Below are 25,088 nucleotides of genomic sequence, written 5' to 3'. Positions count from 1 at the left end.
CCTTATCAAACTGGACCGTCCAGTCTAAAGTACCCAAGCAACTCCGGAGCGTCCAGTTCTATGAAGCGGTTTGTCTATCTGCTCCTGATCATCGGCCTGGCGGGCGGTGGCTATTACGGCTATCGCCATTTCAAGCAGACAAGCGCCCCGGCGCAAGCTGCCGTGCCGGCGCCGCGCGCTGCCGGCGTCCCCGTCGAGGTCGCGAAAATAGAGCGCGCAACGGTCAATGAGGAGGTCGAGGCGCTGGGCACCCTGGCGGCCGACGAGTCCGTCGTGATCGCGCCCGAGATCGCTGGCCGCGTCATCGCGCTCGGCTTCAAGGAGGGTGAGCGCGTCGAGAAGGGCCAGCTTCTGGTCAAGCTGGATACGGCCATCCTCGATGCGGAGCTGAAGCAGCTCCAGGCCGATCTCAACCTGGCCAGGGACACGTTCGAGCGGAACCGCTCACTCAGCCAGCGCGGCGTCGGCACTCAGGTCGCATTGGATGAGGCGACCGCAAAGCTCGCTTCCGCCGAGGCGCGCGTGCAGCTCTCGCAGGCTAAGCTGGCCCAGTCGGCGATGATGGCACCCTTCAACGGCGTCGTCGGCCTGCGCTCGGTCAGCGTCGGCGATTATGTTTCCGTCGGCAAGACGTTGATCACGCTGACCAATATCGACCCGATCAAGGTCGATTTCCGTGTTCCCGAAATCTTTCTCGCCCAGGTCAAACTGGGACAATCGATCAGCCTCAAGGTGGATGCCGTCCCGGGCCGGGACTTCCAGGGCCGGATCTTCGCCGTCGATCCGGTGGTCGATGTCAACGGTCGTGCGATCAGGCTGCGGGCCACCGTTCCCAATGCCGATCTGGTGCTGAAGCCGGGTCTGTTCGCCCGTGTCACCATCGTCGTCGACCGGCGCGAGAACGCGATGCTCATCCCTGAATCGGCTGTCGTGCCCGACGGCATCGGCAAGATCGTCTACATCGTCGAGAACGGCAAGGCGAAGCGCGTTGCCGTCGTGCTCGGCAAGCGCCTGCCGGGCAAGGTCGAGATCGTCAAGGGCCTGACGCCGCAGATGATCGTCGTCAGCTCCGGACAGATGCGGCTGCGCGACGGCTCGATCGTCTCGATCAAGAACGCGCAGGCTCCGGTGCAGACGAGTGCGCTGCCCGGCGCGACGACGAGCGCCCAACAATGAGCCTGTTCGAACTCTTCGTTCGTCGCCCCGTCCTGTCGACGGTGCTGAGCCTGCTCGTCCTGCTGATCGGCGCGGTGTCCTATACGCGGCTGACGGTGCGAGAATACCCCAACATCGACGAGCCGATCGTCTCGGTGCGGACGGACTACACCGGCGCCAGCGCGGAGATCATCGAGACCCAGGTCACCCAGGTCCTCGAGAATTCGATCGCGGGCATCGAAGGCATCGAGATCATCTCCTCGACCAGCCGCCAGGAACGCAGCTTCATCTCCGTCCGCTTCCGGCCGGATGTCGATCCCGATGTCGCGGCTTCCGACGTGCGCGACCGCGTCAGCCGTGTGCGCGGCCGCATGCCGACGGAGATCGAAGAGCCGATCATCGCCAAGGTCGAGGCGGACGCCCAGCCGATCCTGTTTCTGTCCCTGGTCAGTTCGCGGCATAGCCCGCTCGAGCTGACCGATTTCGCCGACCGCTTCATCACCGACCGCGTGCAGAACATCACCGGCGTCGCCGAGGTGCAGATCCGCGGCGAGCGGCGCTATGCGATGCGAATCTGGCTCGATCGGGCCCGGATGTCGGCTTATAACATCACGGTTCAGGAGATCGAGGCGGCGGTTCGCGCCCAGAACGTCGAGATCCCATCCGGCCGCATCGAGAGCAACAATCGCGAGTTCACGGTCCTCTCGCAGACGGGCCTGACGACGCCGGAGCAGTTCCAAAAAATCGTCGTCAAGGATGTCAGCGGCTTTCCCGTGAAGCTGAGCGACGTCGCCAAGGTCGAGCTCGGTGCCCTGGCGGAGCGCAATGCCGCCTGGTTCTCCGGCAATCCTTCCGTGACCATCGGTATCGTCAAGCAGGCGACCGCCAACCCGCTCGACGTCTCCAACGGCATCCGCACCGCGCTCCCGGAGATCATCGAGGATCTGCCCGATGGCATGACCATCGCGACCTCCTACGACAGCTCCGTGTTCATCGACCGCTCGATCCAGGCCGTCTACAGCACGATCATCGAGGCGGTTCTGCTCGTCGTCCTGATCATCTTCATCTTCCTGCGTTCGGTCCGCGCGACGCTGATCCCGCTGGTCACGATTCCGGTCTCGCTCGTCGGTTCGTTCGCGCTGATGTATGCGCTGGGCTTCACCGTGAACACGCTGACGCTGCTCTCCATGGTGCTGGCGATCGGTCTCGTCGTCGACGATGCCATCGTCGTGCTCGAGAACGTCCACCGCCATATCGAGGATGGGATGGAGGCCAACGCAGCGGCGATCAAGGGCATCAACGAAATCGCCTTTGCCGTCATCGCGATGACCCTGACGCTGGTTGCTGTCTATGCTCCGATGGCCTTCTCGACCGGCCGCACGGGCAAGCTCTTCATCGAGTTCGCGCTGACGCTCGCCGGGGCTGTGCTGGTCTCGGGCTTCGTCGCGCTCACCCTGACCCCGATGATGTGCGCCAAGCTGCTCAAGCACGAGAGTTCGCATGGCTGGCTCTACAATGTCTTCGAGGCGGGCTTCAACGGGCTGTCGCGCGGCTACAGAGCCTCGCTGCGGGGCGCGCTGTCCGTGCGTCCGCTGATCGTTCTGCTGGCAGTCGGCGTCGCCGGCGGGAGCTATTACTTCTTCACGAACCTGCGCTCGGAGCTTGCGCCGGTCGAGGATCGCGGCAGCTTCACGGTTATCGGCGTCGCGCCGGAAGGGGCGACCATGGGCTTTACTTCCGAATATGCGCGGCGGGCCGAGGAGTTCTTCAAGAAGTACCCGGACGTGGAGACCAATCTCGTCATCGTCGGCTTTCCGGACGTGACCCGCGCCATCGCCTTCGCCCGGCTGAAGCCGTGGGAGCAGCGGGCCATCAAGCAGCAGGACATGGTCGCGGACATCAACCGAAACCTGTCGCAGATCCCCGGTATCCGGATGTTTGCCACCAACCCGCCCTCGCTCGGGCAGGGTGGCGCCAATAGCAAGCCGGTCGAATTCGTGCTGCGCTCGTCGGAATCCTATGCCCAGATCAAGGACTATGTCGACGCCGTTCTGGCGGAGGTCGCCGGCTCGCCGGTGCTGACCAATGTCGAGTCGAACCTCATTCTCGACAAGCCGCAGATCAAGGTCTCGATCGACAGGCAGCGCGCCGCCGATCTCGGTGTGGGCGTCGATGTGATCGGCCGGACCATGGAGACGTTGCTTGGCGGCCGCCAGGTCACGCGCTTCAACATGAACGGCGAGCAGTATGATGTCGTCATCCAGGTCGGCGGTGAGGATCGGAATACGCCGCAGGCCTTGCAGTCGATCTATCTGATGGGGCGCAGCGGTGCGGTCGTGCAGCTCTCGAGCGTCGTTCAGATCGAGGAGACCGTGGCGCCCAAGGAGCTGATCCGCTTCAACCAGCTGCGTTCCGCGACGATTACGGCCGTCCCGGCGCCGGGCTATTCGCTCGGCGATGCGCTGGCGGTTCTGGATCAGGCTGCGGCCAAGGTGCTGCCGAAGACGGTGCAGATCGACTATTCCGGCCAGAGCCGCGAATTCAAGCAGTCGGGCGCCTCGATCGCGATCGTCTTCCTGCTGGCGCTGGGCTTCATCTACCTCGTGCTCGCGGCGCAGTTCGAGAGCTTCGTCGACCCCGTCGTGATCATGGTCTCGGTGCCGCTCTCGCTCACGGGGGCGCTGGCGGCGCTCTACTTCACCGGCGGCACGATGAACGTCTACAGCCAGATCGGCCTGATCACGCTCGTCGGCCTCATCACCAAGCACGGCATCCTGATCCTGGAGTTCACCAACCAGCTTCGGGAGGAGGGCGTGGAGATGATCGAAGCGCTGGTCGATGCTGCCGAGCTTCGCCTGCGGCCGATCCTGATGACGACGGGCGCGATGGTGCTCGGTGCCGTGCCGCTGGCGCTGGCGCATGGCGCCGGTGCCGAAAGCCGCTCGCAGATCGGCTGGGTCATCGTCGGCGGCATGAGCTTCGGTACGCTGCTGACCCTGTACGTGGTGCCGGTTGCCTACTCTTATCTCGCGCGGACCAAGCATGGCAGCCGCGGCCCTGTCGCACATGAGGCACACGGAGCGCATCCGCAGGCAGCGGAGTGATGGCTGAAGCGGAGACCTTCCCGTCATGCTCGCCCCTTGTGGCGAGCATCCACGTCTTGGCCGTAGCGCTCGAGGACGAAAGACGTGGATGGTCGGGACAAGCCCGACCATGACGGCAGAGCGGCGAGTCTACTGCAGCCGCACCGAAACGCTTTCGCTGGCGCCGGTTCCATCGATCACTGAGATCCGCATGAAGCCCTTGCCGGGTGGCTGCCAGGCGGCCTCGCGCCGCCGCGTCGGCGCCAGCACGGGCGCCCCGTCGACCAGCCAGGTGTAGGGCGCGACGCCGCCCGCGACCTTGAGGTTGAGCTGCGTCTGCCCCTCCGCCGCCGAGGCGCCGAGGTCGATCCTGGCGCCTTCGGGCGGGAAGGCGAGCCTGAGCGTCGGCGTCGTCATCGCGGCCATCGTCTTGGGCACGTCCTGGCGCAGGTGGCGCAGCGGTGGCGGCAGATGCGCTGATGTCGCGACGATGGTGTCGGGCGGCTGCGGGAAGGGGCGCGGGTCGAGCCCGATCCGGGCGAAGGCATCGAACAGGATCGGCGCCGCGACGCTGCGCCCGACCAGCCCAGGCACGGCGCCGTTATCGGCACGACCGACCCAGACGCCGATCGTGTGCTTGCGGTCGAATCCGACCGCCCAGGCATCGCGATAGCCATAGGAGGTGCCGGTCTTGTAGGCGATGCGGCCCGGGACGGCATTGAGCGGCGGCGGCGCACCGAGCAGGGTGTCGGCGAGGTACCAGGCTGCGACCGGCTCCACGAGGCGGGGCGAGGGCGCGCGGTCGCGGCCGTCATCTATCCTGACCCTCAGTTCCGGCACCTCGCCGCCGCGCGCGAGCCCGACATAAAGCCGCGTCAGATCCTGCAAGGTGATGCCGAGCCCGCCGAGCCCGACGGCGAGGCCGGGTGCGCCGCCCTCCTTCGGCATGGCGATGGCGATGCCGGCATCGCGCAGGCGCGACAGGAAGCGCTGTGGCCCGAGTGCCGAGAGCAGTTCGACGGCGGGGACATTGAGCGAAAACTGCAGCGCCTTGCGGGCCGAGACCATGCCCTGGAAGGTCATGTCGAAATTTTCGGGCACATAGATGCCGTAGCGAGCCGGCCGATCCTCCAGCATCGTCTCGGGATGGGCGATGCCGTTGTCGAAGGCGAGCGCATAGATGAAGGGCTTGAGCGCCGAGCCGGGCGAGCGCAGGGCCCGTGTCAGGTCGAGCGAGCCGGCCCGCTCGGCGGCGAAGTAGTCAACGCCGCCGACCGAGGCCCTGATCTCGCCGGTCTCGTTGTCGACGGCAAGAATGGCGATCGAGACCTGCGGGGCGAGGCCCAGGCTGCGCTCGCGGGCGAGACCTTCGAGGCCGGTCTGCAGGCGGGCATCGATGCTGAGCCGGTGGCGGCGCGTAGCAGGCGCCTCGGCGACGACCTGCTCGGCGACATGCGGTGCGAGATTGGGGAAGGGCTTGCGCGCGTTCGGCAGCGGCTCCTCACGCGCTGCGGCGACTTCGGATGCGGTGGCGAGCCCTGCCCGTTCGACGCGAGTGAGCACGCGGTCGCGCGCCTTGCGGGCGGACTCGTTGAAGCGATCCGGCCGGCGCGTCTCCGGCGATTGCGGCAAGGCGACGAGCAGTGCCGCTTCGGCGGCCGAGAGCCGCTTCGGCTCCTTGCCGAAATAGGCGAAGCTCGCGGCCCGCACACCTTCGAGATTGCCGCCGAAGGGGGCGAGCGTCAGGTAGAGGTCGAGAATCTGCGGCTTCGTGAACCGGCGCTCCAGCTCGATGGCACGGACCGCCTGCCTCAGCTTGGCCGCGAGGTTGCGCTCCTCGCGCGGTTCCAGCAGGCGTGCGACCTGCATCGTCAGCGTCGAGCCGCCCGAGACGACGCGGCCGTTCAGCAGCATCTGGCCGGCGGCGCGGGCGAGGCCAAGCGGATCGATGCCGGCATGGCCGTCGAAGCGCTTGTCCTCGAAGGCCTTGAGCATGGCGAGATAGCGCGGATCGACATCATCGACGCCGACAGGGAGCTTCCAGCGTCCGTCCCGCGTCAGGAAGGGGCGTAGCAGCCGGCCCTCACGGTCGAGCACGACGGTGGAGCGGTCGGTCGCGGCGGCGAGGTCGAGCGGGGGAAGGGTCGAGGCATAGTGGAGGAGGGCGGCAGTGGCAGCGGTGACGAGCAGTGCGCAGGATGCGGCGGCGATCTTCAGCTTGCGGAAGCGGTAAGGTCGCGCCGTCATGCTCGGGCTTGACCCGAGCATCTCCTGATCGAGATTCTCGGGTCTGCGCTGCGCTTCGCCCGAGAATGACGCCCGTCCCATGCGCTTCCTGAACACGCTTCGGCTATTCCTTCGTTGTCACCGCGCTGACGCGATATCGACCGTGCCGAACGCCGTCCGCCCAAACTTGTCAGGCCGGTACATGTCCTCGATCACGGCGGCCGGCGCGACATAGCGGCCGGGCGAGACGGCGCGCGCGATATAGGCGACCGTATAGACGAGCTTCTGGCTGGAGCCGCCGAGCCGCTCGAAGGCCGCGACATAGCGGTCGTCGCGCGCTTCGGTATGGACCGGGTAGACCTCCTGCTTCAGCCAGTCGAGCCCGGCGACCGTGGCGCCTTCGGTAAGCTTGGCGTTCTCGATCTCGAGCCCGGCGGGGACAGGATCGACCAGCAGCAGGCGGCCATAGCGGCTCGTGGGTTCCGTCACCGTGAGCGCCACGACATAGCGCTCGTTCTGGCGCAGGCGGGCGGGATCGGCCCGCTCGCCCTTCATCGTGTAGATCACCCGCTCGAGGCCGAAGCCCTGATTCAGGGCGGGCTCGGGGCTCGTCGGGATGCCCGACACGGTGATGACCGCCTGGGCGCTGGCCGCGCCGGGATTGGCGACGGTGAGCAGCTTGCCCTCCAGCGCCTCGGCGGAGATCGTGCGGTAAAGCGGACCCTTGCGCTCGGCGCCATCGACAGTTAGCGACATGCCCTCGGCATCCTTCGCCATGGCCTGCGCCGCCAGCACCATCCACATCTGCTCCTGCGTCGAGGTGTAGCGCGAGCTGTTGCGGGCGCTGTCGAGCACGGCGGCGGCGCGGGTGATGTCGGCACGCTCGCCCGAGGATTCGGCGATCAGGGCCAGCACGGCCGCGCCGTCACGCAGGCGCGAGCCGTAGTCGGGCCGCGACAGGCTGTCGTCGCCGCGCTCCTGCAGGCCGGCGAGCGCGCTGGTGAAGGCGGCGCGGCCGCGACCGCGATCGCCCAGCGCCGAGAGCGCCGCGCCGATCTGGGCGCGGGCCAACGGCGTGCCGAAATCGGCGAGCTTGTTGTCGGCGAGGTAGCGCAGATCGCCCATCACCGGCCGGCCGTTACGGGCCAGCACATAGAGCGCATAGGCGATGCCGGCCGCTTCTTCCTTGACGATCTCGCCGGTGTTGACGACCTGGTTGCGCAGGCGGTCGAGCGCGAGGTTGAAGGCCGTCTGCGGCACGGCGAACTGGCGCTCGCGGGCCCGGGTCAGGAAGTCAGCGGTGAAGGCGTCGAGCCAGAGATCGTCGCCACCGACACCCCAGAGCCCGAAGGAGCCGTTGGCACCCTGCCGTCCCAGGACGCGCTCGATCGCGTTCTGGACGCGCTCGTCGGCATTGGCGTCGAGCGCCAGATGTTCGAGCGAGGCGAGCCGGTTGACGTGCAATAGCGGCAAGGCGCGGCTCACCGTCTGCTCGGTGCAGCCATAGGGGTAGCGGTCGAGCGCCTGGAGCAGAGCCGGCACGTCGAGCGAGGCGAGCGGCGAGACCGAGACGGAGACCTGGCCGGAGTTCGGCACCAGATCGGCCATCAGGTCGGACGAGATCGTGATCGCGCCGCCATTGCCGGGGATCGGGCGCACAATCCGGCGAGCGATCGTGTTGGCGGAAGGCTGCACGCGCACCGCGAGGTTCTGCACGGTTCCGACGCCGCCCGGCCCGGTGATACGGACATCGAACTCGGCGCGGCCCAGGCCTGCCGCGGTGACGGGGATCGTCATCTGCGCCTTGGCGCCGGCCGCGAGCTGGATCGTGCGCCGCGTCGCATCGGCGGCGACCAGGACAGGGCCGCGCACGTCGAGATCGACGACGTAAGCGCCGGCCGGACCCTCGACATTGTCGATGGCGAGATGGAAGCGCGACTGGTCGCCGATGGCGAGGAAGCGCGGCAGCGTCGCCTGCGCCACGACCTGATCGCGCACGATCACGTCGGTGCTGGCCTGGCCGGTACGGCCGGCCGACCAAGCGACCGCCATGACCCGCAGCGAGCCGTTGAAGGCCGGCAGTGCGAAATCGATCTTGGCGACGCCGTCGGGGCCGACCTTGACCACGCCGGAATAGCGCGCGACCGGCTCCTGCGTCGGCTTCTCGCCTTCGAGCGCGGGGGCGCCATCGCCACCGGTGCGGATCGCGCCGCGCACGCCCTGCATGCCGTCGATCAGATAGCCGTAGAGGTCGCGCAGTTCGTGGCCGATCTGGCGCTGACCGAAGAAGAATTTGCTCGGATCGGGGCTCTCGAAGCGGGTCAGGTTGAGGATGCCGACATCGACGGCCGCGACCGTGACGAAAGCCTCCTCGCCGGCACGCGCGCCGGTGACCTTGACCGGAAGCGACAAGGTCGAGAGCGGCCGCACCAGATTGGGCGCGCCGAGATCGAGCGCCAGCGTGCGGCTTTCCTTGCCGATCGCAAACCAGGACAGGCCGATGGCGCGGCCGGGCAGGCGCTGGGCGGCTGTGTCCATCGGGCGGTGCGCGAGCACGACGAGATAGGCGCCGGCGCCCCATTCCGCTTTGACCGGGATGCTGGCGGTGGTGCCGCCGGGCGCGATGTCGATGGTGCGGATATCGGTGACGCGGTCGCTGATCACGGCCAGCGTCGCCTTGCCGGCGAAGCGCGGCGCGAGGCGCACCTGCAGGCTCTCGCCATCGGCGTAAGCCGCCTTGTCGAGGGCGACGTCGAGCACATCGGGCGTTTCGGCTGTTTTGTCGGCCTCGTAGCCGACGCTGAAGGAGACGGAGGTCTCGGTCGCATCGGGGCCGTCGGCGGCGACGTCGAGGCGGTAATTGCCCCATTGCACCGGCGCGGCGATGCGGGCCACAGCGGCTTCCGTCACCGCGACCTCACCATCGGCGATGCGGCGGGTCGATTTCACGCCCTCGAAGTTCCAGCGCCCATCCTGGAAGAACCACTGGTAGCTGCGGGTGACCTTGGACAGGGTCCATTTCACGCCCGGCCGCGCGAGGCGCCGGCCGTCGCCATTCGCCATGATCACGTCGAAGGTCGCGGTCTGGCCGTTGCCGATCTCGCCGTCCTTGAACGCCTTCCGGACGCCGATGGCCGCGCCCTTGGGCACGATCGGCATGGTCACGGAGCGGGCGATGGCGCGGCCGCCGGGTTCGCCGACGCGGATAGTGAACTCGGCTTCGAGCGGGCGATTGGTCTCCGGCTGCGCGACCGGGTTGCTCACCGTGACCTTGCCGGCGGCGTCGGTCGTGGTGCTCTCCTCGAATTCGGACTGGACGGGCTGGAAGTCCTCGTCGGTCAGGCCGACCTGATAGCCGGCAAAGCCGGGAATGGCCGACTGTCCGGCGGCGCGGATCGTCATCGAGCCGGTGACGTCGAGGCCTGAGCCCGGCGCGCCATAGAGATAGCGGGCGGTGACGTTGATCTCGGCCGGCTCGCCCGCCTGGAGCACGGGCGCCTTGGGCGCCAGCGTCAGTTCGAGACGCTCGGGGACATAGTCTTCGACGAGGAAGGAGACCTCGCCGATCGCCGGGCCCTTCGGGTCGGCATAGGCCTGGACCCGCCAGGTTCCGGTCGCGGCGCCCGAGAGGAGCGGGATCGAATGGGCCCGTCCGCCGGCGCCCTGGTCCTCGACCTGGCGGCGGCGGTATTCGACGCCGTCGGGTCGCTTGACGGAGAGCGTCAGCGGCAGGCCCGTGACGGCGGCGCCGCGCGCATCGCGCAGCAGGGCGGTGAGGTAGACGGTCTCGCCCGAGCGATAGACGCCGCGCTCGGTGTAGAGGAAGGCATCGAGCCCGGCGGGGGCGACGCGGCCCTTGACGCCGCGATCGGAGAGATCGAACGCCGTCTGCTTCAGATCGAGGAAGCCGTAATCTTCCGAGAGTGAGGCGGTGACGATGCCCGGTGCATTGCCGCCCTGGCCCTTGGCGAGGCCGGCATCGAAGCGGGCATAGCCGTTGGCATCGGAGCGGACGGTCGCCAGCACCTCGTTGTTGCGGGCGAGCAGGCGCAGTTCCGCATTGGCGACGGGCGAGGCGTCGGCGAGCGAGCGCACCAGCACATGCACGCCATCGGGGCCGGAGAACGAGGTCAGGCCGAGATCGGAGACGACGAACCACTGCGTCGCCCGCGTCGTGCCGTCGCCATAGTCGCCATCGCCGTCACCATCGGAGACCGGCGCGGCGGCCTTGCCGCCGGTCGGCTTGGCGAACATCACATAGACGCCGGGCTTGAGGCTGCCGACCGCCTCGACCACCGGGAAGGCGGTGACGACGTCCTTGTTGAGCTCGGACTTCACCTCCATCGAGCCGGTCCAGACGCTCTGGCCCTTGTCGGCGGCAATCTGTTTCGACTGGTAGGCGCCGAGCTGGCCAAGAAAGTCGTCGGAATGGACCGAGTTGATCAGGTTGCGGTCGCCGATGCGCATGACTTCGAGGTCGAGACGGTCGGCATTGACCGAGACGACCGGCACGCCCTGCTGGCCGGTGCGCGGCAGGACGTAGTTCTTGCCGGTGAAGCGGACGGACGGCGTGCGGTCGCGGACATAGACCTCGTAATCTGCCGATTTCAGCAGCTTCTCATCGGGGATCGCGGAGGGCACGCCCTGGCGGATGACGAAGGCGTAGCGCTCGCCATGGCGCAGGCCGTCGACGCAGATCTGCTTGTCCTCGGCCGACACGGCGAAATCGCCTTTGCCGCCGGAGATCGCGACGTAAGGCGCGAAATCGACGCGGCCGCGGGCGAGGGGTTCGGAGAACTCGAAGCAGGCGCGCGGCGAGGCCGCGTCAGCATCAACCTTGTTACCGGTCAGGCGGAAGCCGCGCTGACCGCGCAATTCCTCATAGGCGGTGCGCAGCGAGGCGTTGTCGACGAGGTCGAGGCTGAGCCGGTAGGTCGTCAGCGCCGGGCGCCAGAGTTCGTTCTTCTCGAAAAGGCGAGCGAGTACCCCCAGTGAGCCGGCTTCGTCGTTGCGGCTGGTCGAGCGCTGATAGGCGAGGTAGGCGGCGCTGATGGCGCGCTCGCGCAGCTCCCAGCGCTCGCGATAGTCGCGCGGCTCGATCGCGTTGGCGGCGCGCGCCATCAGGCGCCAGCCGGCCGCGTTGGCGGGTTCTGCGACGACGGCGGCATTGGCCTGGGGCAGGGCGGCGCGGGCATCGCCGCGGGCGAGAGCCGCCTCGCCAGCGCGCAGGGCGTCCGCGGCGGGGCGGGTGCTCGAGACCTCGCGCTTGAGGCGCTCTTCGAGCCGCTGCCCGTCGGCGGCGAGATCGTTGCGGACATACGCCTTCTGGGCCAGGGCCGGATGGGCTGCGAGGGTGAGGCCGAGGAGGAGCGCAAGACGGGCGAGCAGGGTCATCGTCGTTCCTCTAGGTCTGGTCCGCCTCTGCGTCGGGTCCGTCCGACGGCGTCGGCGGACAACGCATCAGCCCATCATCACGGGGTGAGACCGGGCGGCAGGCTATCACTGCGTCGCGCGCGTTCAAGTCATGCGAATGAAGGTCGTCGCGAGATCGGCGTTGCGGATCCTATCGCCGCGCGAATCTCAGCATCCGCAGTTGCGGCGCGGGCCGTTCTGACGCTCAATGGCGCCGCTTCGCCCAACTTCGAGGACGAAACCCATGTTGCGCGCCCGTCTGCCTCATTCCCGCACCAAGCAGGTCCGTGCCGTCGCGTTGGCGCTTGCTCTGTTGGGCGTACCGCTTGCAAACGCGCAGGCCCAGGCTCCAGTGCCCGCGGCCGCGCCCAATCCCCAGCTCGCGGCCGCGCAGACGAGTTTCGAGAGCCTGCCCGAAGCGGAGCGCAAGGCGATCCAGACCGATCTGATCTGGACCGGCCATTTCAACGGTGCCGCCAGCGGTTCCTATGGTCCGCTGACCTTCCGGGCGATCAACGTGCTGAAGGCCGCCGCGCGGGGCGCGCCCGACGGCATGCTGAACCCAGCCGAGCGGCGCGGTCTGGCGCAGGCGGCGCAAGCATCGCGCGATGCGGCAGGTTTCCGGCTGCAGGCCGACGACAAGACCGGCGTGCGCATCGGAATACCCGCCAAAATCCTGCCGAAGCGCGACGTCTCACCGTCCGGCAGCCGCTGGCAGAGCGAGGACGGCAAGGTCACGCTCGATACCTCGTCGACGCCGCCCGGAGAGACGCTGGAGGCCGTCTTCGAGAAGGCCACAGTGCCGACCCCGAACAATCCGACGCGAAAGATCACCTACAAGCTGCTGCGGCCGGATTTCTTCGTCGTCACCGGCGAAACCCCGACGGGCAAGTTCTACCGCCGGCTGGCGGCCGGGCCGTCCGGCCTGCGCGGCTTCTCGATCGGCTATGACAAGGCGCTGTCGGGCACGATCGACAAGCTGGTGATCGCCATCGCGTCGAGCTTCGATCCGTTTCCGACCGGGCCGATGCCGGCTGCATCGGCGATCGCGTCCGCGCCATCCTCCGCATCCACGCCGGCCGCGATCGTGCCGACCGTGCCGGCGCGGGTCACGGAGCGCTACGGCGTCGGGCTCGCGGTGGCCGATCGCGTCGTGGTGACGGCGGCCTCGGGCGTCGAGGGCTGCCGGTCGCTGCGCGTCAGCGGCCGCACGGCCAAGTTGCGCGGAGCGGCGGAGGGCGGGCTCGCCTTGCTCGATGTCGAGGGTGGCCCGGCCTTCGTGGCGCCGGGTGTCCGCGCCGAGACGCCGGGTGAACGTGAACAGCTCGTACTCGTCGCGTTTGGCGACGAAAGCGGCAAGCGCGCCGCCGTCGCGCTGCCCGGGCAGGGCGTGCGTATCGGCGCCAATGCGGCGGTGTTCGCACCGCTTCAGCCGGGGCAGGCAGGCAGCCCTCTCTTCGACCGTCAGGGCCGGCTCGCGGGGGTCGTCACCGCCAACCCGTCCGACAAGGTGCTGATCGCTGGCGTCGCGCCGCAGCGCTCCTATGCGGTTGCGGATGGGGCGGCCTTGCAGGGCGTTCTGGGCCGTGCCGGGTTCACGCCGGCCGTCGCCGTGGCGGGTCCCGATCTCAGCACAGGGGCGGTGGTCGACAAGGTCGCCAAATCCGTCCTGCCGATCGTCTGCGGATTGTAGGAATCTCCGAAAGCCCAGTTGTCTCCGCCGCGACAATCGGCTCAGATACGGCTGTCTGCACAAGAGCGCCCCGTTTCAGCACGAGGAGCGCTCAACGCTAAATCGATTTAGGGAGAGGAACGACAATGAACGACATCATCAGCAGGCGTGGCGTCCTCAAAGGGACGGCTGCCATCGGTGCGGCGGGCCTGATCGCGAAGCCGGCCATCGCGCAGGCGCAGTGGCCGACGCGGCCCGTCACGATGATCTGCCCTTGGGGCGCGGGCGGCGGCACGGATGCGACGGCGCGCATCGTCGCCCAGCTCATGGAGAAGGAGCTCGGCCAGCCCTTCAACGTGGTCAACCGTACCGGCGGCTCGGGCGTCGTCGGGCACTCGGCGATCGCCACCGCGGCGCCCGACGGCTACACGATCGGTATGCTGACGGTCGAGATCGCCATGATGCACCATCAGGGCCTGACCGAGCTCAAGCCGACCAACTACGCGGCGCTCGGCCTGATGAACGAGGATCCGCCGGGTGTGCAGGTCTCTGCGTCGAGCCCCTACAAGGACATCAAGGCGCTGGCCGATGCGATCAAGGCTGCGCCTCCCGGCAAGATGAAGGCGTCCGGCACCGGGCAGGGCGGCATCTGGCATCTGGCACTGATCGGCTGGCTCGTCGCCATGGGCCTGAAGCCTGACCATGTCGCCTGGGTGCCGTCCAACGGCGCTGCGCCGGGCATGCAGGATCTGGCGGCCGGCGGCATCGACATCGTCACCTGCTCGGTGCCGGAAGCGCGCGCCATGATCGACGCCGGCAAGGCGAAGGCGCTCGCCATCATGGCCGAGGCGCGCAATCCAATGTTCAAGGATGTGCCGACCCTGAACGAGACCCTCGGCATCAACTACTCCGTGGGCGCCTGGCGCGGCATCGGCGGGCCAAAGGGCATGCCGGCCGAGATCCAGGCCAAGGTCACCGCCTCGCTGAAGAAGGCCTTCGAGGCCAAGGAGTACAGCGAGTTCATGAATTCGCGCGGCTTCGGCATGAAGTTCGCCGACGGCGCGGGCTTCGCGAAGTTCATGGACGAGAGCGACAAGGCGATGGCGTCTGCGATGAAGGCGGCCGGCCTGGCCAAGGCCTGACGTTTCCGCTTCACCGGCGCCGGAGGGCTTCGGCTCTCCGGCGTCGTCGTCTTTGCGTGTTCGAGATGATGAGGTTGCCCCGATGCAACTGTCCGATCGCCTGACCGGTGGCGCCATAGCGGCGCTCGGTTCAGCCGCCTTTTTCTATGGTTCGAAGCTGCCGCCGGTTCCGGGCCAGCAGGTCGGTCCCTCCGCCTTTCCGATGGCGGTCGGCGCCGGGCTGGTCATCTGCGGCGCGCTGATCGTCTTCGGCATCGGGCGCCATTTCGAGGAGGTGGCTGAGGCGGATATGGCGAGCCACACTGCGCCCGAACTGCTGGAGCCGTTGCCGGCGTGGCGGAACTGGCTGGCGCTGCTGCCGCCGGCGCTGGTGCTGTTCTACGCGCTGGCATCCGAGCCGCTCGGCTTCCTGCCGACAGCAGCGATCATGGTCGCTGCCGCGAGCTTCGCCTTCGGCGCCAAACCCAAGCTGGCGATCCCGCTCGCGATCATCGCGCCCTTCATCATCAATCTGATCTTCCTCAAGCTGCTGCGCGTGCCTCTGCCGGGCGGTATTCTCCCCTTCCCGTGGTGAGGCCGCGATGACGAACACCATCATTCAGGCCTTCGGACTCGTCTTCGCGCCCGATGTCCTGCTCGCGATCCTGTGCTCGGCTATTTACGGGCTGGTCATCGGCTCGTTGCCCGGCCTCTCGGCCACCATGGCGACGGCGCTGCTCGTGCCCGTGACGTTCTATCTGTCGCCGATCGCGGCCGTGGCGACGATCATCACGGCATCGGCCATGGCGATCTTCTCCGGCGACATTCCCGGCTGCCTGCTGCGCATTCCCGGCACGCCGGCCTCGGCCGCCTATACCGACGAAGCCTATGCGATGACCCGCAAGGGGCAGGCGGAGACCGCGCTCGGCATCTGCCTGTGGTTCTCGGCGCTTGGCGGCATCGCCGGCACGCTCTCGCTGATGGTGCTCGCTCCAGTCCTGGCCGAGTTCGCGCTGTCCTTCTCGACCTATGAGAATTTCTGGCTCGCCATGCTCGGCCTGATGTGCGCGACGCTGGTCGCGCGCTCCTCGCCGATCAAGGCGATCGCCTCGATGCTGCTCGGGCTGCTGATCACCTGCATCGGCATCGACAACCCCGGCGGCGTGGCGCGCTTCACCCTCGGCTCGACCGATCTGCTGGGGGGTATCGAGGTGATCCCGGCGCTGGTCGGCGTTTTCGCGCTGGCCGAGGTGATGCGGGCGCTGACCGAACGCGAACCGCCGAGACTCGAGCACAAGCGGCTCGGCAGCATCCTGAAAGGGCAGTGGGAACTGACCAAGCAATATCCCAAGCAGCAGACGCGCGGGAACATCGTCGGCATCATCATCGGCGTGCTGCCGGGTGCTGGCGCCGATATGGCGGCCTGGGTCAGCTATGCGATGTCGAAGCGCTTCTCGAAGACGCCGGAGAAGTTCGGCACGGGCCATCCCGAGGGGCTGATCGAGGCGGGCGCGAGCAACAACGCCTCGCTCGCATCGGGTTGGGTGCCGGCGCTGCTGTTCGGCATTCCCGGCGACACGATCACCGCGATCGCGATCGGCGTGCTCTACATGAAGGGGCTCAACCCTGGCCCGACACTGTTCACCGAGCAGGCGTCGAGCATGTATGCGCTCTACATCATCTTCATTCTCGGCAACATCATCATGATCCCCCTGGGCATCCTCATGATCCGGCTGGCGAGCCGGATCGTGGGGGCGCCGCGCTCGGCCGTGATGCCGGTCATCATGGTGTTCTGCGCCGTCGGCGCTTTCGCCACCGCCGGAAACAACCTGTTCGCTGTCTATTGCGTCGCCGCGTTCGGTCTGGTGGGCTTCGTCATGGAGAAGAACGGCTATCCGGTCGCGGCGATGGTGCTGGGCATCGTGATGGGCACGATGGTGGAGCAGAGCTTCGTGACCTCGCTGATCAAGTCGGACGGCTCGATCCTGCCGTTCTTCAGCCGGCCGGTCGCGAGCGTACTGGCCGCGATGACCTTCGCCGCGCTGCTCTGGCCGGTGTTTTCCTGGGGCATGGAGAAGATGCGGGGAGGGCGGGCACAGACCGCCTGAGCTCGTCAGGCGATCCCCTGCATTCGCATGATGCAGCGGGTTCGCGTGGCGTGCGATCGTCCCCGACTTGCAGCAAGACAGCTTGCAACAGGGGAGAGGCTGCGATGGGGAATCCCAAGGTCCAGGCCTTGCTGACCGGCGCTGCCGGTGCGTGGCTGGCCTATGACATGGCGACCGCACGGGAGACGCCGAGCATGGCGCTCTCCGTGCTGCAATGGGTCATCCTCGCCGGCTGTGTCATCGGCTTTGTCGGCGCGGTGAAGCAGTTGCTGGGCGGCTCGGATCGCGAGCCGGGCTAGCTTATCGCTTCAGGAACGCAGCGAACGCGGCTTGCGCCTCTTCCGAGCGCAGGCGCTCGCCAAAATGCCGGGCTTCGGTCGCGAGCGTCTCGGCAACGCTGGCCGCCTGTCCCCGCTTCAGCAGGAGCTTGGTCAGCGCGACGGATTGCGGCGGCAGGGCTGCGAGAGCGGTCGCCTTGTCGAGCGCGGCCGCCAGCGCGCCACCTTCCGCGACGACGGCGTTGACGAGGCCCGCATCCAGCGCCTGCTGCGGCCCGAAGGCCTCTCCCAGCATCAGCAGTTCGGCGGCCCGCTTGGAGCCCGCGACCAGCGGCAGCAGATAGGATGAGGCGCCCTCGGGCGAGAGGCCGAGCGCCACGAAGGGCATGCGGAAGACCGCGCTGTCGCCGGCAAAAGCGAGATCGCAATGCAGCAGCATCGTCGTGCCGATGCCGACCGCGAAGCCTTCGACGGCTGCGACGACGGGCTTGGTCGCGGTCGAGATCGTGGTCAGGAAATCCATGGCGATGCGGGCGCCGTCGCCAGCTGAAGCCGCGAAATCGCGGATGTCGTTGCCGCTGGTGAAGCAGCCTCCGGTGCCGGTGATGACGATGGCGCGGATCTGCGGATCGGCCTCGGCGGTGGCGAAGGCCTCGATCAGCCCGACATAGCTGGCGCGGTCGAGCGCGTTCTTGCGCTCCGGCCGGTTCATCGTGATCTGGCTGACGCCGGGCGCGACGGTTTCGATCAGAACGGCGGCGGTCATCGGCAAATCCTCGTCCCTGCGGCCCCAATCGATGGTCCGGCACGCTTTTCGCGGTGCCGGCCTGGGGCTCGTGATTGTCGTTGGACGAGGCTTGGCATGGCCTTTCACCGAGGGTCAAGGCGGGGCCGCGGCTGGTGGAGTCCGCTTGTGTGACGGCACGCCCTGCGGTCGTCCCGGCTTGACAAAAGCCGGCCGGCGGACTTCCTCCTTCGCCCTCAACGCCCAGGCCAAAGGCCCGGCACCAGCCTGAGGATATGCGCTGATGGAGACCGTCCGGCTCGCCCGCCTTGGCGAGATCGCGATCGCCACGATCGACAACCCGCCGGTCAACGCGCTCGGCCAAAAGCTGCGTGCCGACCTCGCACGCGTCATCGCGGAGGCGGGCTCGGATTCGGCGGTGACGGCCATCGTGATCGCGGCGGCAGGCAAGGCTTTCATCGCGGGTGCCGACATCAGCGAGTTCGGCAAGCCGTCGGTCACGCCGTTCCTGCCCGATGTGCTCGACGCCATCGAGGCTTCAACCAAGCCGGTCGTGGCGGCGATCCAGGGCGTCGCGCTCGGCGGCGGGCTCGAGGTCGCGCTGGCCTGCCATGGTCGCGTGGCGTCGGCATCGGCCATGCTCGGCCTGCCCGAGATCAAGCTCGGCCTGATTCCGGGCGCCGGCGGCACGCAGCGGCTGCCGCGCCTGATCGGTGCGGCGAAGGCATTCCCGATGATGCTGTCGGGCGAGCCGGTTTCCGCCGGCAAGGCGCTGGAGCTTGGGCTCGTCGACGAGGTCACGGGCGGCGATGTCGTCGCAGCGGCGGTCGCTTTGGCGCAGACGCTCGTCGCAAAGGGCGCGCCGGAGGATGGGAGCGACGGACCGGGCCGGCTGACAGCGGCTGATCGGGAGGCGTTCGAGGCGCTGGCGACTGAAGCCGCCAACAAGTCCGGTGACATGCCCAATGCGATGGCGCTGATCGAGGCGGTGCGGGCTGCCTTCACCCTGCCTTTCACCGAGGGTCTGGCGACCGAACGCGCCTTGTTCATGACGCTGCTGACCGATCCGCGCTCGAAGGCGCTGCGTCATGTCTTTTTCGCCGAGCGAGAGATCGCCCGCGTGCCGGGCATCGACGGCGCGGTGAAGCCGCGGCCGATCGCGAAAGCGGCCGTGATCGGCGCCGGCACCATGGGGGGCGGCATTGCGATGTGCTTCGCCAATGCCGGCATTCCGGTGACCCTGATCGAGCAGGAACAGGCGCAGATCGAGAACGGCATGAACCGGGTCGCTGCGATCTACGAAATGTCGGTGACGCGCGGCTCGCTGACGCCCCAGAAGCGCAACGAACGCCTGGCGCTGATCACGCCGGCCGTCGGGCTCGGCGCTGCGGCGGACGCCGACATCGTGATCGAGGCGGCCTTCGAGGAGATGGGCGTCAAGCAGCAGATCTTCGGCGCGCTCGACGCGATCGTAAAGCCGGGCGCGATCCTCGCCAGCAACACCTCCTATCTCGACGTGCCTACCATCGCTGCCGCGACGAAGCGTCCGCAGGACGTGTTGGGGATGCATTTCTTCAGCCCGGCCAATGTGATGAAGCTGCTCGAGATCGTCCGGCCGGACGGCGTCGCCGACGATGCGATCGTCACCGCGATGGCGCTGGGGCGAAAGCTCGGCAAGGTGCCGGTCGTGGTCGGCAACGGTTTCGGCTTCGTCGGCAACCGCATGCTGGAGGCCCGCACCCGCGCCACCGAGCGCCTGCTCGTCGCCGGTGCGCTGCCGCATGAGGTCGATGCTGCCCTGACCGGCTTCGGCTTCAAGATGGGGCCCTGCGCCATGGCCGATCTCGCCGGCAACGATATCGGCTGGCGCTCGCGCAAGGCGCGCGGCAAGAGCGCCGCCGTGGCCGATGCGATCTGCGAGGCCGGCTGGTTCGGCCAGAAGACCGGGCGCGGCTATTTCCTCTATCCGGACGGCGCACGCACCGGCCAGCGCGACCCGGAGGTCGAGGCGCTGATCGCGCGGGTCTCGCAGGAGAAGGGCGTGACGCGGCGCAGCTTCTCGGCCGACGAGATCCTCTCGCGATTGCTCGACCCGATGGTCAATGAGGGCGCCCGCATCCTGGAGGAGGGCATCGCGGCGCGGCCGGGCGATATCGATGTGATCTGGCTCAACGGCTATAACTGGCCGGCCTGGCGCGGCGGGCCGATGCATTGGGCCGATACGATCGGGCTTGGCGCCATCGTCGCGCGGCTCGAAGCGCAAGCGGCGGAGACCGGCGACAAGGCGCTCGAACCGGCGCCGCTGTTGCGCCGGCTCGCGGCCAAGGGCAAGGGATTTGCCGATCTGAAGGCGACGACCGCCTAGTTTCGCCGAAGCAGACCTTGAATTCGACAATAGGGATGAAGCGTCCATGACCGAAGCCGTGATCGTCTCCACCGCCCGCACGCCGATCGGCAAGGCCCATCGTGGTGCCTTCAACCAGGTTCGCGGGGCCGATATGGCGGCGCATGCGATCCGGCACGCGCTGCTGCGCGCCAATCTCGAACCCGAGGCGGTCGAGGAGGTGGTGATGGGCTGCGGCTATCCGGAGGCCGCGACCGGCGGCAATGTCGCGCGCCATGCGGCGCTGGTCGCAGGCCTGCCCGTGCAGTCGGCCGGCGTCACGGTCAGCCGCTTCTGCGCCTCGGGGCTGGAGGCAATCGCCCATGCGGCGCGGCGTGTCGTCATGGATGGCGTGCCCGTGGCGGTCGGCGGAGGGGTGGAGTCGATCAGCCTCGTCCAGCCGGTAGTGCGGCGCGACCTGACCCAGAACGACTGGCTGATGGCCAACAAGCCGACGATCTACACCTCGATGATCGAGACGGCTGACAATGTCGCGCAGCGCTACGGCATCTCGCGGCAGGCGCAGGACGAATTCTCGCTGGAGAGCCAGCAGCGCACGGCTGCCGCCCAACAGCGCCGGCTGTTCGACGACGAGATCGTACCGATGAGCGCGGTGATGGCGGTCACCGACAAGGCGACCGGCGCGGTCAGCCAGCAGGAGGTGACGCTGTCGAAGGATGAGGGCAACCGGCCCGAGACCACGCTCGACGGGTTGCTCAAGCTCAAGCCGGTGCGCGGCGAGGACCAGTTCATCACTGCCGGCAATGCCAGCCAGCTTTCCGACGGTGCGGCCGCCAGCGTCGTGATGTCGGCCGACGAGGCGGCGCGGCGTGGGCTGTCGCCGCTCGGCATCTTCCGCGGCTTCGCCTCGGCCGGCTGCGAGCCCGACGAGATGGGCATCGGTCCCGTCTTCGCCGTGCCGCGCCTGCTGGAACGCAACGGCCTCACCGTCGCCGATATCGATCTCTGGGAGCTGAACGAGGCTTTTGCCTCGCAGTCGATCTATTGCCGCGACACGCTCGGCATCGATCCCGACAAGGTCAACGTCAATGGTGGGGCGATCGCGATCGGGCACCCCTTCGGCATGAGCGGGGCGCGCCTCGTCGGCCATGCGCTGCTGGAAGGCCGCCGCCGCAAGGCGCGTTACGCGGTCGTGACCATGTGCGTCGCCGGCGGCATGGGCTGCGCGGGGCTGTTCGAGATCAACCAGGGTTGAACCAAATCGGCTTGGCTGTGTCATTGTCACGACGCGCTGGCGGACGATAGCTTGCTGCATCGCAGCCATGCAGCATGGAGATGAATCTTGGCCTCTGGATTGTTCGCGCTGCTCGACGACATAGCCGGCATCGCCAAGGTTGCCGCCTCATCGGTGGACGACGTCGTGGCGCAGGCCACCAAGGCCGGCACCAAGGCCGCCGGCATCGTCATCGACGATGCCGCGGTGACGCCGCGCTATGCCGTCGGCTTTGCGGCGGCGCGCGAACTGCCGATCGTCTGGCGGATCGCGGTCGGTTCGCTGAAGAACAAGCTGCTCTTTCTGCTGCCGGGCGCGTTGATCCTGGCTCTCCTCGCGCCCTGGCTGATCACGCCGCTGCTGATGGCCGGCGGCGTCTATCTCTGCTACGAGGGCGCCGAGAAAGTCCTCGAGCTTGTCGTGCCGCATGCGGCCGCGACACAGGAGGAGGCGGGCACGGCCGTGCTCGATCCCAAGCTGCTCGAGGAGCAGAAGATCGCCGGGGCGATCAAGACGGATTTCATCCTCTCGGCCGAGATCATGGCGATCACGCTCGCCTCCGTTTCGACCTCTTCCTTCCAGATGCAGGCGGTGGTTCTGGCCGTGGTCGGCGTCGGCATCACCGTCCTCGTCTACGGCGTCGTCGCGCTGATCGTGAAGGCCGACGATGCCGGGCTCGCGCTGGCGCAGCGCAGCTTTGCGCCGGTCCGCCTGCTGGGCCGAGGACTCGTGATAGGCATGCCATATTTTCTCGCCGCGCTTGGCGCGGTCGGCACGGCGGCGATGCTCTGGGTCGGCGGCGGCATCATCATCCACGGGCTGGAAGAGTTCGGCCTGAGCGCGATCGGCCATGCCAGCCATGGGCTTGCGGTTTCGGCCGCCGCGATCGTGCCGCTGGGCGGTATCGTCGAATGGCTCGTGGGGGCCGTGTTCTCGGCGATCTTCGGCCTGATCGTCGGCGGCGTCGCGATCGTCGCGATGCACTACGTCGTCGCGCCGGTGATGAAGCGCGTGCGCAAGCCCGCTTAGGCTCTATCGGGCCTCAATCGAGCCAGGTGGTGAAGCTCTCGACCGGCTCGCGCTCAGGCACGAGGCTGTTCTGCGGCGCGTCGGGGTCGGCATGGCCGACGGCGATGCCGCAGACCACGACCTCGCTGTCGGGGATCGCGAGTTCGCGCCGCACGATCGGGTGGAAGCGCGCGAAGATCGCCTGCGGGCAGGAATCCAGCCCATGCCCTTGGGCCGCGACCAGAAGATTCTGGACGAACATGCCGAGATCGAGCCAGGAGCCGATTTCTAGGTCGCGGTCGATGGTGAGCATCAATGCGACCGGCGCGCCGAAGAAGCGCAGATTGGCGGCGCTCTGGCGCTTCATGCCGGCGGTATCGCCCTTGGTCACGCCGAGAAGGCCGTAGAGGTCCCATCCGACCTTGCGGCGGCGCGACAGGTAGGGCTCTCGGAAGGTCCGCGGGTAGTAGCGGTATTCTTCCTCCGCCGGCAGATCGGGCGAATCCAGGGCAGCGGCCAGCGCCGCTTCAAGCCGCTCGCGTGTCTGCGGGCCGATGACGCGCAGCTTCCAGGGCTGCATGTTGGTGCCGCTGGGCGCCTGCGCGGCGACTTCGATCAGGCGGTGGACGAGGGTGGGATCAACGGGCGTCGGCAGGAAGGCACGGATGGCGCGGCGCGAGGTGATGGCGTGCTCGACGGCCTGGGCTGGTGTCATAGGTAGCTTAACCTCGTCATGGTCGGGCTTGACCCGACCATCTCCGGCCGGAGATTCCCGGGTCTGCGCTTCGCTTCGCCCAGGAATGACGCCGGCATCATCCCGCCTTGCGCGTCTCGACGAAGGCGGCGTGTTCCTCGACCAGCCCGCCGGCCAGCGCCTTGGCGATCAGGGCGCGGGTGTTGGGCAGGCCGTAGATCGCGGCGAAGGAGCCGAAGCGGGGGCCCTGATCCTCGCCGAACAGGACCTGGTAGATCGCCTTCCACCAGTCGCCGGAGACGCCGGGACGCTCGGGCGTGGCGTTCTTGGCGGTCAGATTCTGGTAGCGCGGGACGGCGCGGGCCACGTCGAGCGCGGTGTCCTGCACCGTCTCGGCGCTGGCGTCGGCCGGAAGCGCGGCGATCGCGGCATCGAGCGCGAGGAAGGCCGCGGCTTCCGTCTCGTCGGCGAGGCGATAGTGCTTTGCCGGCTTCACGAAGTCGCGGAAATAGGCGATCGCATAGCCGACCAGCGCATCGAGGCGCGGATGGGTCTGCGGGGAGATGCCCGGCGCATAGCGCTGGAGGAAGCCCCAGAGCACGGCCTTGTCCTCGGAATTCGCCACCGCGACGAGGTTCATCAACAGGCCAAAGGTGATCTGCGCGCGCGAGGCATTCTCACCTTCGCCGGTCGCGATAATCTCGGGCTCCGGCGGCTTGCCGTTGTGAAGATGCCAGACCGGGTTGCCGAGGCGGTTCTTCCAGTCCTGCTTCTCATAGCCGCCGAGGAACTGCAGGTACTCATCGACCGCGCGCGGAATGACGTCGAAATGCAGCTTCTTGGCCTCGCGCGGGCGCTGGAACATATAGAGCGCCAGGCTCTCCTGCGGGCCGTATTCGAGCCAGTCCTCGATCGTCAGGCCGTTGCCCTTCGACTTGGAGATCTTCTGGCCCTGCTCGTCGAGGAAGAGCTCGTAGTTGAAGCCCTCCGGCGGCGTGCCGTCGATGGCGCGCGCGATCAGTGAGGAGACCTTGACCGAGTCGATCAGGTCCTTGCCGGCCATCTCGTAGTCGACGCCGAGCGCGACCCAGCGCATCGCCCAGTCGGGCTTCCATTGCAGCTTGACGTGGCCGCCGGTGACGGGCGTGACGAAGCGCTCGCCCGACACCGGATCGGCCCAGGCGATGGTGCCGGTCTCGATATCGACCTCGTCGATCGGCACCTGCATGACGATGCGCGTCAACGGGTGGATCGGCAGGAACGGCGAATAGGTCGCGGCGCGCTCCTCGCGCAACGTCGCCAGCATGATCTTCATCACGGCATCGTAGCGCGACAGCATCTTCAGCAGCGTCGCGTCGAACTCGCCGGCGCGGTAGCTGTCGGTCGAGGACTTGAACTCGTGGTCGAAGCCGAACTGGTCGAGGAAGGCGCGCAGGCGCGCATTGTTGTGCCGGCCGAAGCTATCATGCGTGCCGAAGGGATCGGGCACCTCTGTCAACGGCTTGCCGAGATTGGCGGCGAGCAGTTCCTTGTTGGGGACGTTGTCGGGAACCTTGCGCAGGCCGTCCATGTCGTCGGAGAAGGCGATCAGGCGGGTCCTGATCGTGTTGCCGGTAAGGACGCGGAAGGCGTGGCGGACCATCGAAGTGCGCGCGACCTCGCCGAAGGTGCCGATATGGGGCAGGCCCGAGGGGCCGTAGCCGGTCTCGAAGATGACCTCCTTCTTGCCCGATTTCTCGATCCGCGCGACGAGCTTGCGAGCTTCCTCGAACGGCCAGGCGGCCGAACGCTGGGCGGCGTCCACAAGGGCGGGGTCGAAAACGGGCATTTGGGCTGGTGTCCTCTCCAAGTCTTGAAAGAAAGCGGGGGAAGGGCTTTCGCAGATTGCCAAGGGGGGCGTCAATGCGGCTCGTCACCTGCTCGTCATGCTCGGGCTCGACCCGAGCATCTCTTTCAGGAGATTCTCGGG

The 25,088-nt window shown here is 67.8% G+C and carries 15 protein-coding genes; 10 read left to right on the top strand and 5 right to left on the bottom strand.

Features of this window, described 5'->3' with window-relative positions; translation table 11 throughout:
* Positions 1 to 60 precede the first annotated feature (60 nt).
* Both AC1DYU_RS20890 and AC1DYU_RS20885 read left to right on the top strand, forming a co-directional pair.
* Positions 61 to 1,176, top strand: coding sequence for an efflux RND transporter periplasmic adaptor subunit (locus AC1DYU_RS20890; RefSeq protein ID WP_476793289.1), 1,116 nt, complete (start codon positions 61 to 63; stop codon positions 1,174 to 1,176).
* Positions 1,173 to 4,259, top strand: a complete 3,087-nt coding sequence (locus AC1DYU_RS20885) for an efflux RND transporter permease subunit (protein ID WP_476793288.1) — start codon at positions 1,173 to 1,175, stop codon at positions 4,257 to 4,259. Before AC1DYU_RS20890 ends, AC1DYU_RS20885 begins: the two co-directional genes overlap by 4 nt.
* A 129-nt stretch (positions 4,260 to 4,388) precedes the next feature.
* Here AC1DYU_RS20885 and pbpC read toward each other — a convergent pair whose 3' ends face one another.
* A complete protein-coding gene (pbpC, locus tag AC1DYU_RS20880; RefSeq protein ID WP_476793287.1) occupies positions 4,389 to 6,485 on the bottom strand; it encodes a penicillin-binding protein 1C in 2,097 nt (698 codons plus the stop codon).
* 117 nt (positions 6,486 to 6,602) lie between these two features.
* Positions 6,603 to 11,858: an alpha-2-macroglobulin family protein gene (locus tag AC1DYU_RS20875; RefSeq protein ID WP_476793286.1), complete on the bottom strand. Its 5,256-nt coding sequence runs from the start codon at positions 11,856 to 11,858 to the stop codon at positions 6,603 to 6,605.
* A gap of 262 nt (positions 11,859 to 12,120) precedes the next feature.
* On the opposite strand from AC1DYU_RS20875, the gene AC1DYU_RS20870 reads away from it, so the two are divergent.
* The 5 genes from AC1DYU_RS20870 to AC1DYU_RS20850 all read left to right on the top strand — a co-directional run bounded on the left by AC1DYU_RS20870 (position 12,121) and on the right by AC1DYU_RS20850 (position 17,076).
* Entirely contained in the window at positions 12,121 to 13,569 is a 1,449-nt protein-coding gene (locus tag AC1DYU_RS20870; RefSeq protein ID WP_476793285.1) for a serine protease family protein, read from the top strand.
* A gap of 125 nt (positions 13,570 to 13,694) precedes the next feature.
* A complete protein-coding gene (locus tag AC1DYU_RS20865) occupies positions 13,695 to 14,690 on the top strand; it encodes a tripartite tricarboxylate transporter substrate binding protein (protein WP_158483351.1) in 996 nt (331 codons plus the stop codon).
* An 82-nt stretch (positions 14,691 to 14,772) separates the two neighbouring features.
* A complete protein-coding gene (locus AC1DYU_RS20860; protein ID WP_158483350.1) occupies positions 14,773 to 15,264 on the top strand; it encodes a tripartite tricarboxylate transporter TctB family protein in 492 nt (163 codons plus the stop codon).
* 7 nt (positions 15,265 to 15,271) lie between these two features.
* A complete protein-coding gene (locus AC1DYU_RS20855; protein ID WP_476793284.1) occupies positions 15,272 to 16,777 on the top strand; it encodes a tripartite tricarboxylate transporter permease in 1,506 nt (501 codons plus the stop codon).
* 104 nt (positions 16,778 to 16,881) lie between these two features.
* Positions 16,882 to 17,076, top strand: coding sequence for a hypothetical protein (locus AC1DYU_RS20850; protein WP_476793283.1), 195 nt, complete (start codon positions 16,882 to 16,884; stop codon positions 17,074 to 17,076).
* Position 17,077: 1 nt separating this feature from the next.
* On the opposite strand, the gene AC1DYU_RS20845 is transcribed toward AC1DYU_RS20850, so the two are convergent.
* Complete coding sequence (locus AC1DYU_RS20845) at positions 17,078 to 17,821, bottom strand: enoyl-CoA hydratase-related protein (protein ID WP_158483347.1); 744 nt, start codon at positions 17,819 to 17,821, stop codon at positions 17,078 to 17,080.
* Positions 17,822 to 18,080: 259 nt separating this feature from the next.
* Between AC1DYU_RS20845 and AC1DYU_RS20840 the strand changes: the two genes are divergently transcribed.
* The 3 genes from AC1DYU_RS20840 to AC1DYU_RS20830 all read left to right on the top strand — a co-directional run bounded on the left by AC1DYU_RS20840 (position 18,081) and on the right by AC1DYU_RS20830 (position 22,446).
* Positions 18,081 to 20,165 carry a 3-hydroxyacyl-CoA dehydrogenase NAD-binding domain-containing protein gene (locus AC1DYU_RS20840; RefSeq protein ID WP_476793368.1) on the top strand — a complete coding sequence of 695 codons (2,085 nt, stop codon included), beginning with the start codon at positions 18,081 to 18,083 and terminating at the stop codon, positions 20,163 to 20,165.
* Positions 20,166 to 20,211: 46 nt separating this feature from the next.
* Positions 20,212 to 21,399 carry an acetyl-CoA C-acyltransferase gene (locus AC1DYU_RS20835; RefSeq protein ID WP_476793282.1) on the top strand — a complete coding sequence of 396 codons (1,188 nt, stop codon included), beginning with the start codon at positions 20,212 to 20,214 and terminating at the stop codon, positions 21,397 to 21,399.
* Between the two features lie 87 nt (positions 21,400 to 21,486).
* Positions 21,487 to 22,446 (top strand): DUF808 domain-containing protein, encoded by a 960-nt coding sequence (locus AC1DYU_RS20830; protein ID WP_476793281.1) that lies wholly within the window; start codon positions 21,487 to 21,489, stop codon positions 22,444 to 22,446.
* A 13-nt stretch (positions 22,447 to 22,459) separates the two neighbouring features.
* Here AC1DYU_RS20830 and AC1DYU_RS20825 read toward each other — a convergent pair whose 3' ends face one another.
* Together AC1DYU_RS20825 and AC1DYU_RS20820 are read right to left on the bottom strand one after the other, a co-directional pair.
* Positions 22,460 to 23,140, bottom strand: a complete 681-nt coding sequence (locus tag AC1DYU_RS20825; protein WP_476793280.1) for a nitroreductase — start codon at positions 23,138 to 23,140, stop codon at positions 22,460 to 22,462.
* Between the two features lie 97 nt (positions 23,141 to 23,237).
* Complete coding sequence (locus tag AC1DYU_RS20820) at positions 23,238 to 24,947, bottom strand: lysine--tRNA ligase (RefSeq protein ID WP_476793279.1); 1,710 nt, start codon at positions 24,945 to 24,947, stop codon at positions 23,238 to 23,240.
* Positions 24,948 to 25,088 lie beyond the last annotated feature (141 nt).

Source organism: Allobosea sp. P2_B12 (assembly GCF_056404835.1).
Note: the sequence above shows the minus strand (reverse complement) of the source record. Positions and strands in the feature narration are given on the sequence as shown.

What these genes read in the sequence shown, in the direction of transcription:
- AC1DYU_RS20875 (WP_476793286.1), bottom strand. Translation starts at nt 11,858, where the DNA reads ATGACCCTGCTCGCCCGTCTTGCGCTCCTCCTCGGCCTCACCCTCGCA.
- AC1DYU_RS20870 (WP_476793285.1), top strand. Translation starts at nt 12,121, where the DNA reads ATGTTGCGCGCCCGTCTGCCTCATTCCCGCACCAAGCAGGTCCGTGCC.
- AC1DYU_RS20885 (WP_476793288.1), top strand. Translation starts at nt 1,173, where the DNA reads ATGAGCCTGTTCGAACTCTTCGTTCGTCGCCCCGTCCTGTCGACGGTG.
- AC1DYU_RS20890 (WP_476793289.1), top strand. Translation starts at nt 61, where the DNA reads ATGAAGCGGTTTGTCTATCTGCTCCTGATCATCGGCCTGGCGGGCGGT.
- AC1DYU_RS20850 (WP_476793283.1), top strand. Translation starts at nt 16,882, where the DNA reads ATGGGGAATCCCAAGGTCCAGGCCTTGCTGACCGGCGCTGCCGGTGCG.
- AC1DYU_RS20845 (WP_158483347.1), bottom strand. Translation starts at nt 17,821, where the DNA reads ATGACCGCCGCCGTTCTGATCGAAACCGTCGCGCCCGGCGTCAGCCAG.
- AC1DYU_RS20860 (WP_158483350.1), top strand. Translation starts at nt 14,773, where the DNA reads ATGCAACTGTCCGATCGCCTGACCGGTGGCGCCATAGCGGCGCTCGGT.
- pbpC (WP_476793287.1), bottom strand. Translation starts at nt 6,485, where the DNA reads ATGACGGCGCGACCTTACCGCTTCCGCAAGCTGAAGATCGCCGCCGCA.
- AC1DYU_RS20855 (WP_476793284.1), top strand. Translation starts at nt 15,272, where the DNA reads ATGACGAACACCATCATTCAGGCCTTCGGACTCGTCTTCGCGCCCGAT.
- AC1DYU_RS20825 (WP_476793280.1), bottom strand. Translation starts at nt 23,140, where the DNA reads ATGACACCAGCCCAGGCCGTCGAGCACGCCATCACCTCGCGCCGCGCC.
- AC1DYU_RS20820 (WP_476793279.1), bottom strand. Translation starts at nt 24,947, where the DNA reads ATGCCCGTTTTCGACCCCGCCCTTGTGGACGCCGCCCAGCGTTCGGCC.
- AC1DYU_RS20865 (WP_158483351.1), top strand. Translation starts at nt 13,695, where the DNA reads ATGAACGACATCATCAGCAGGCGTGGCGTCCTCAAAGGGACGGCTGCC.
- AC1DYU_RS20835 (WP_476793282.1), top strand. Translation starts at nt 20,212, where the DNA reads ATGACCGAAGCCGTGATCGTCTCCACCGCCCGCACGCCGATCGGCAAG.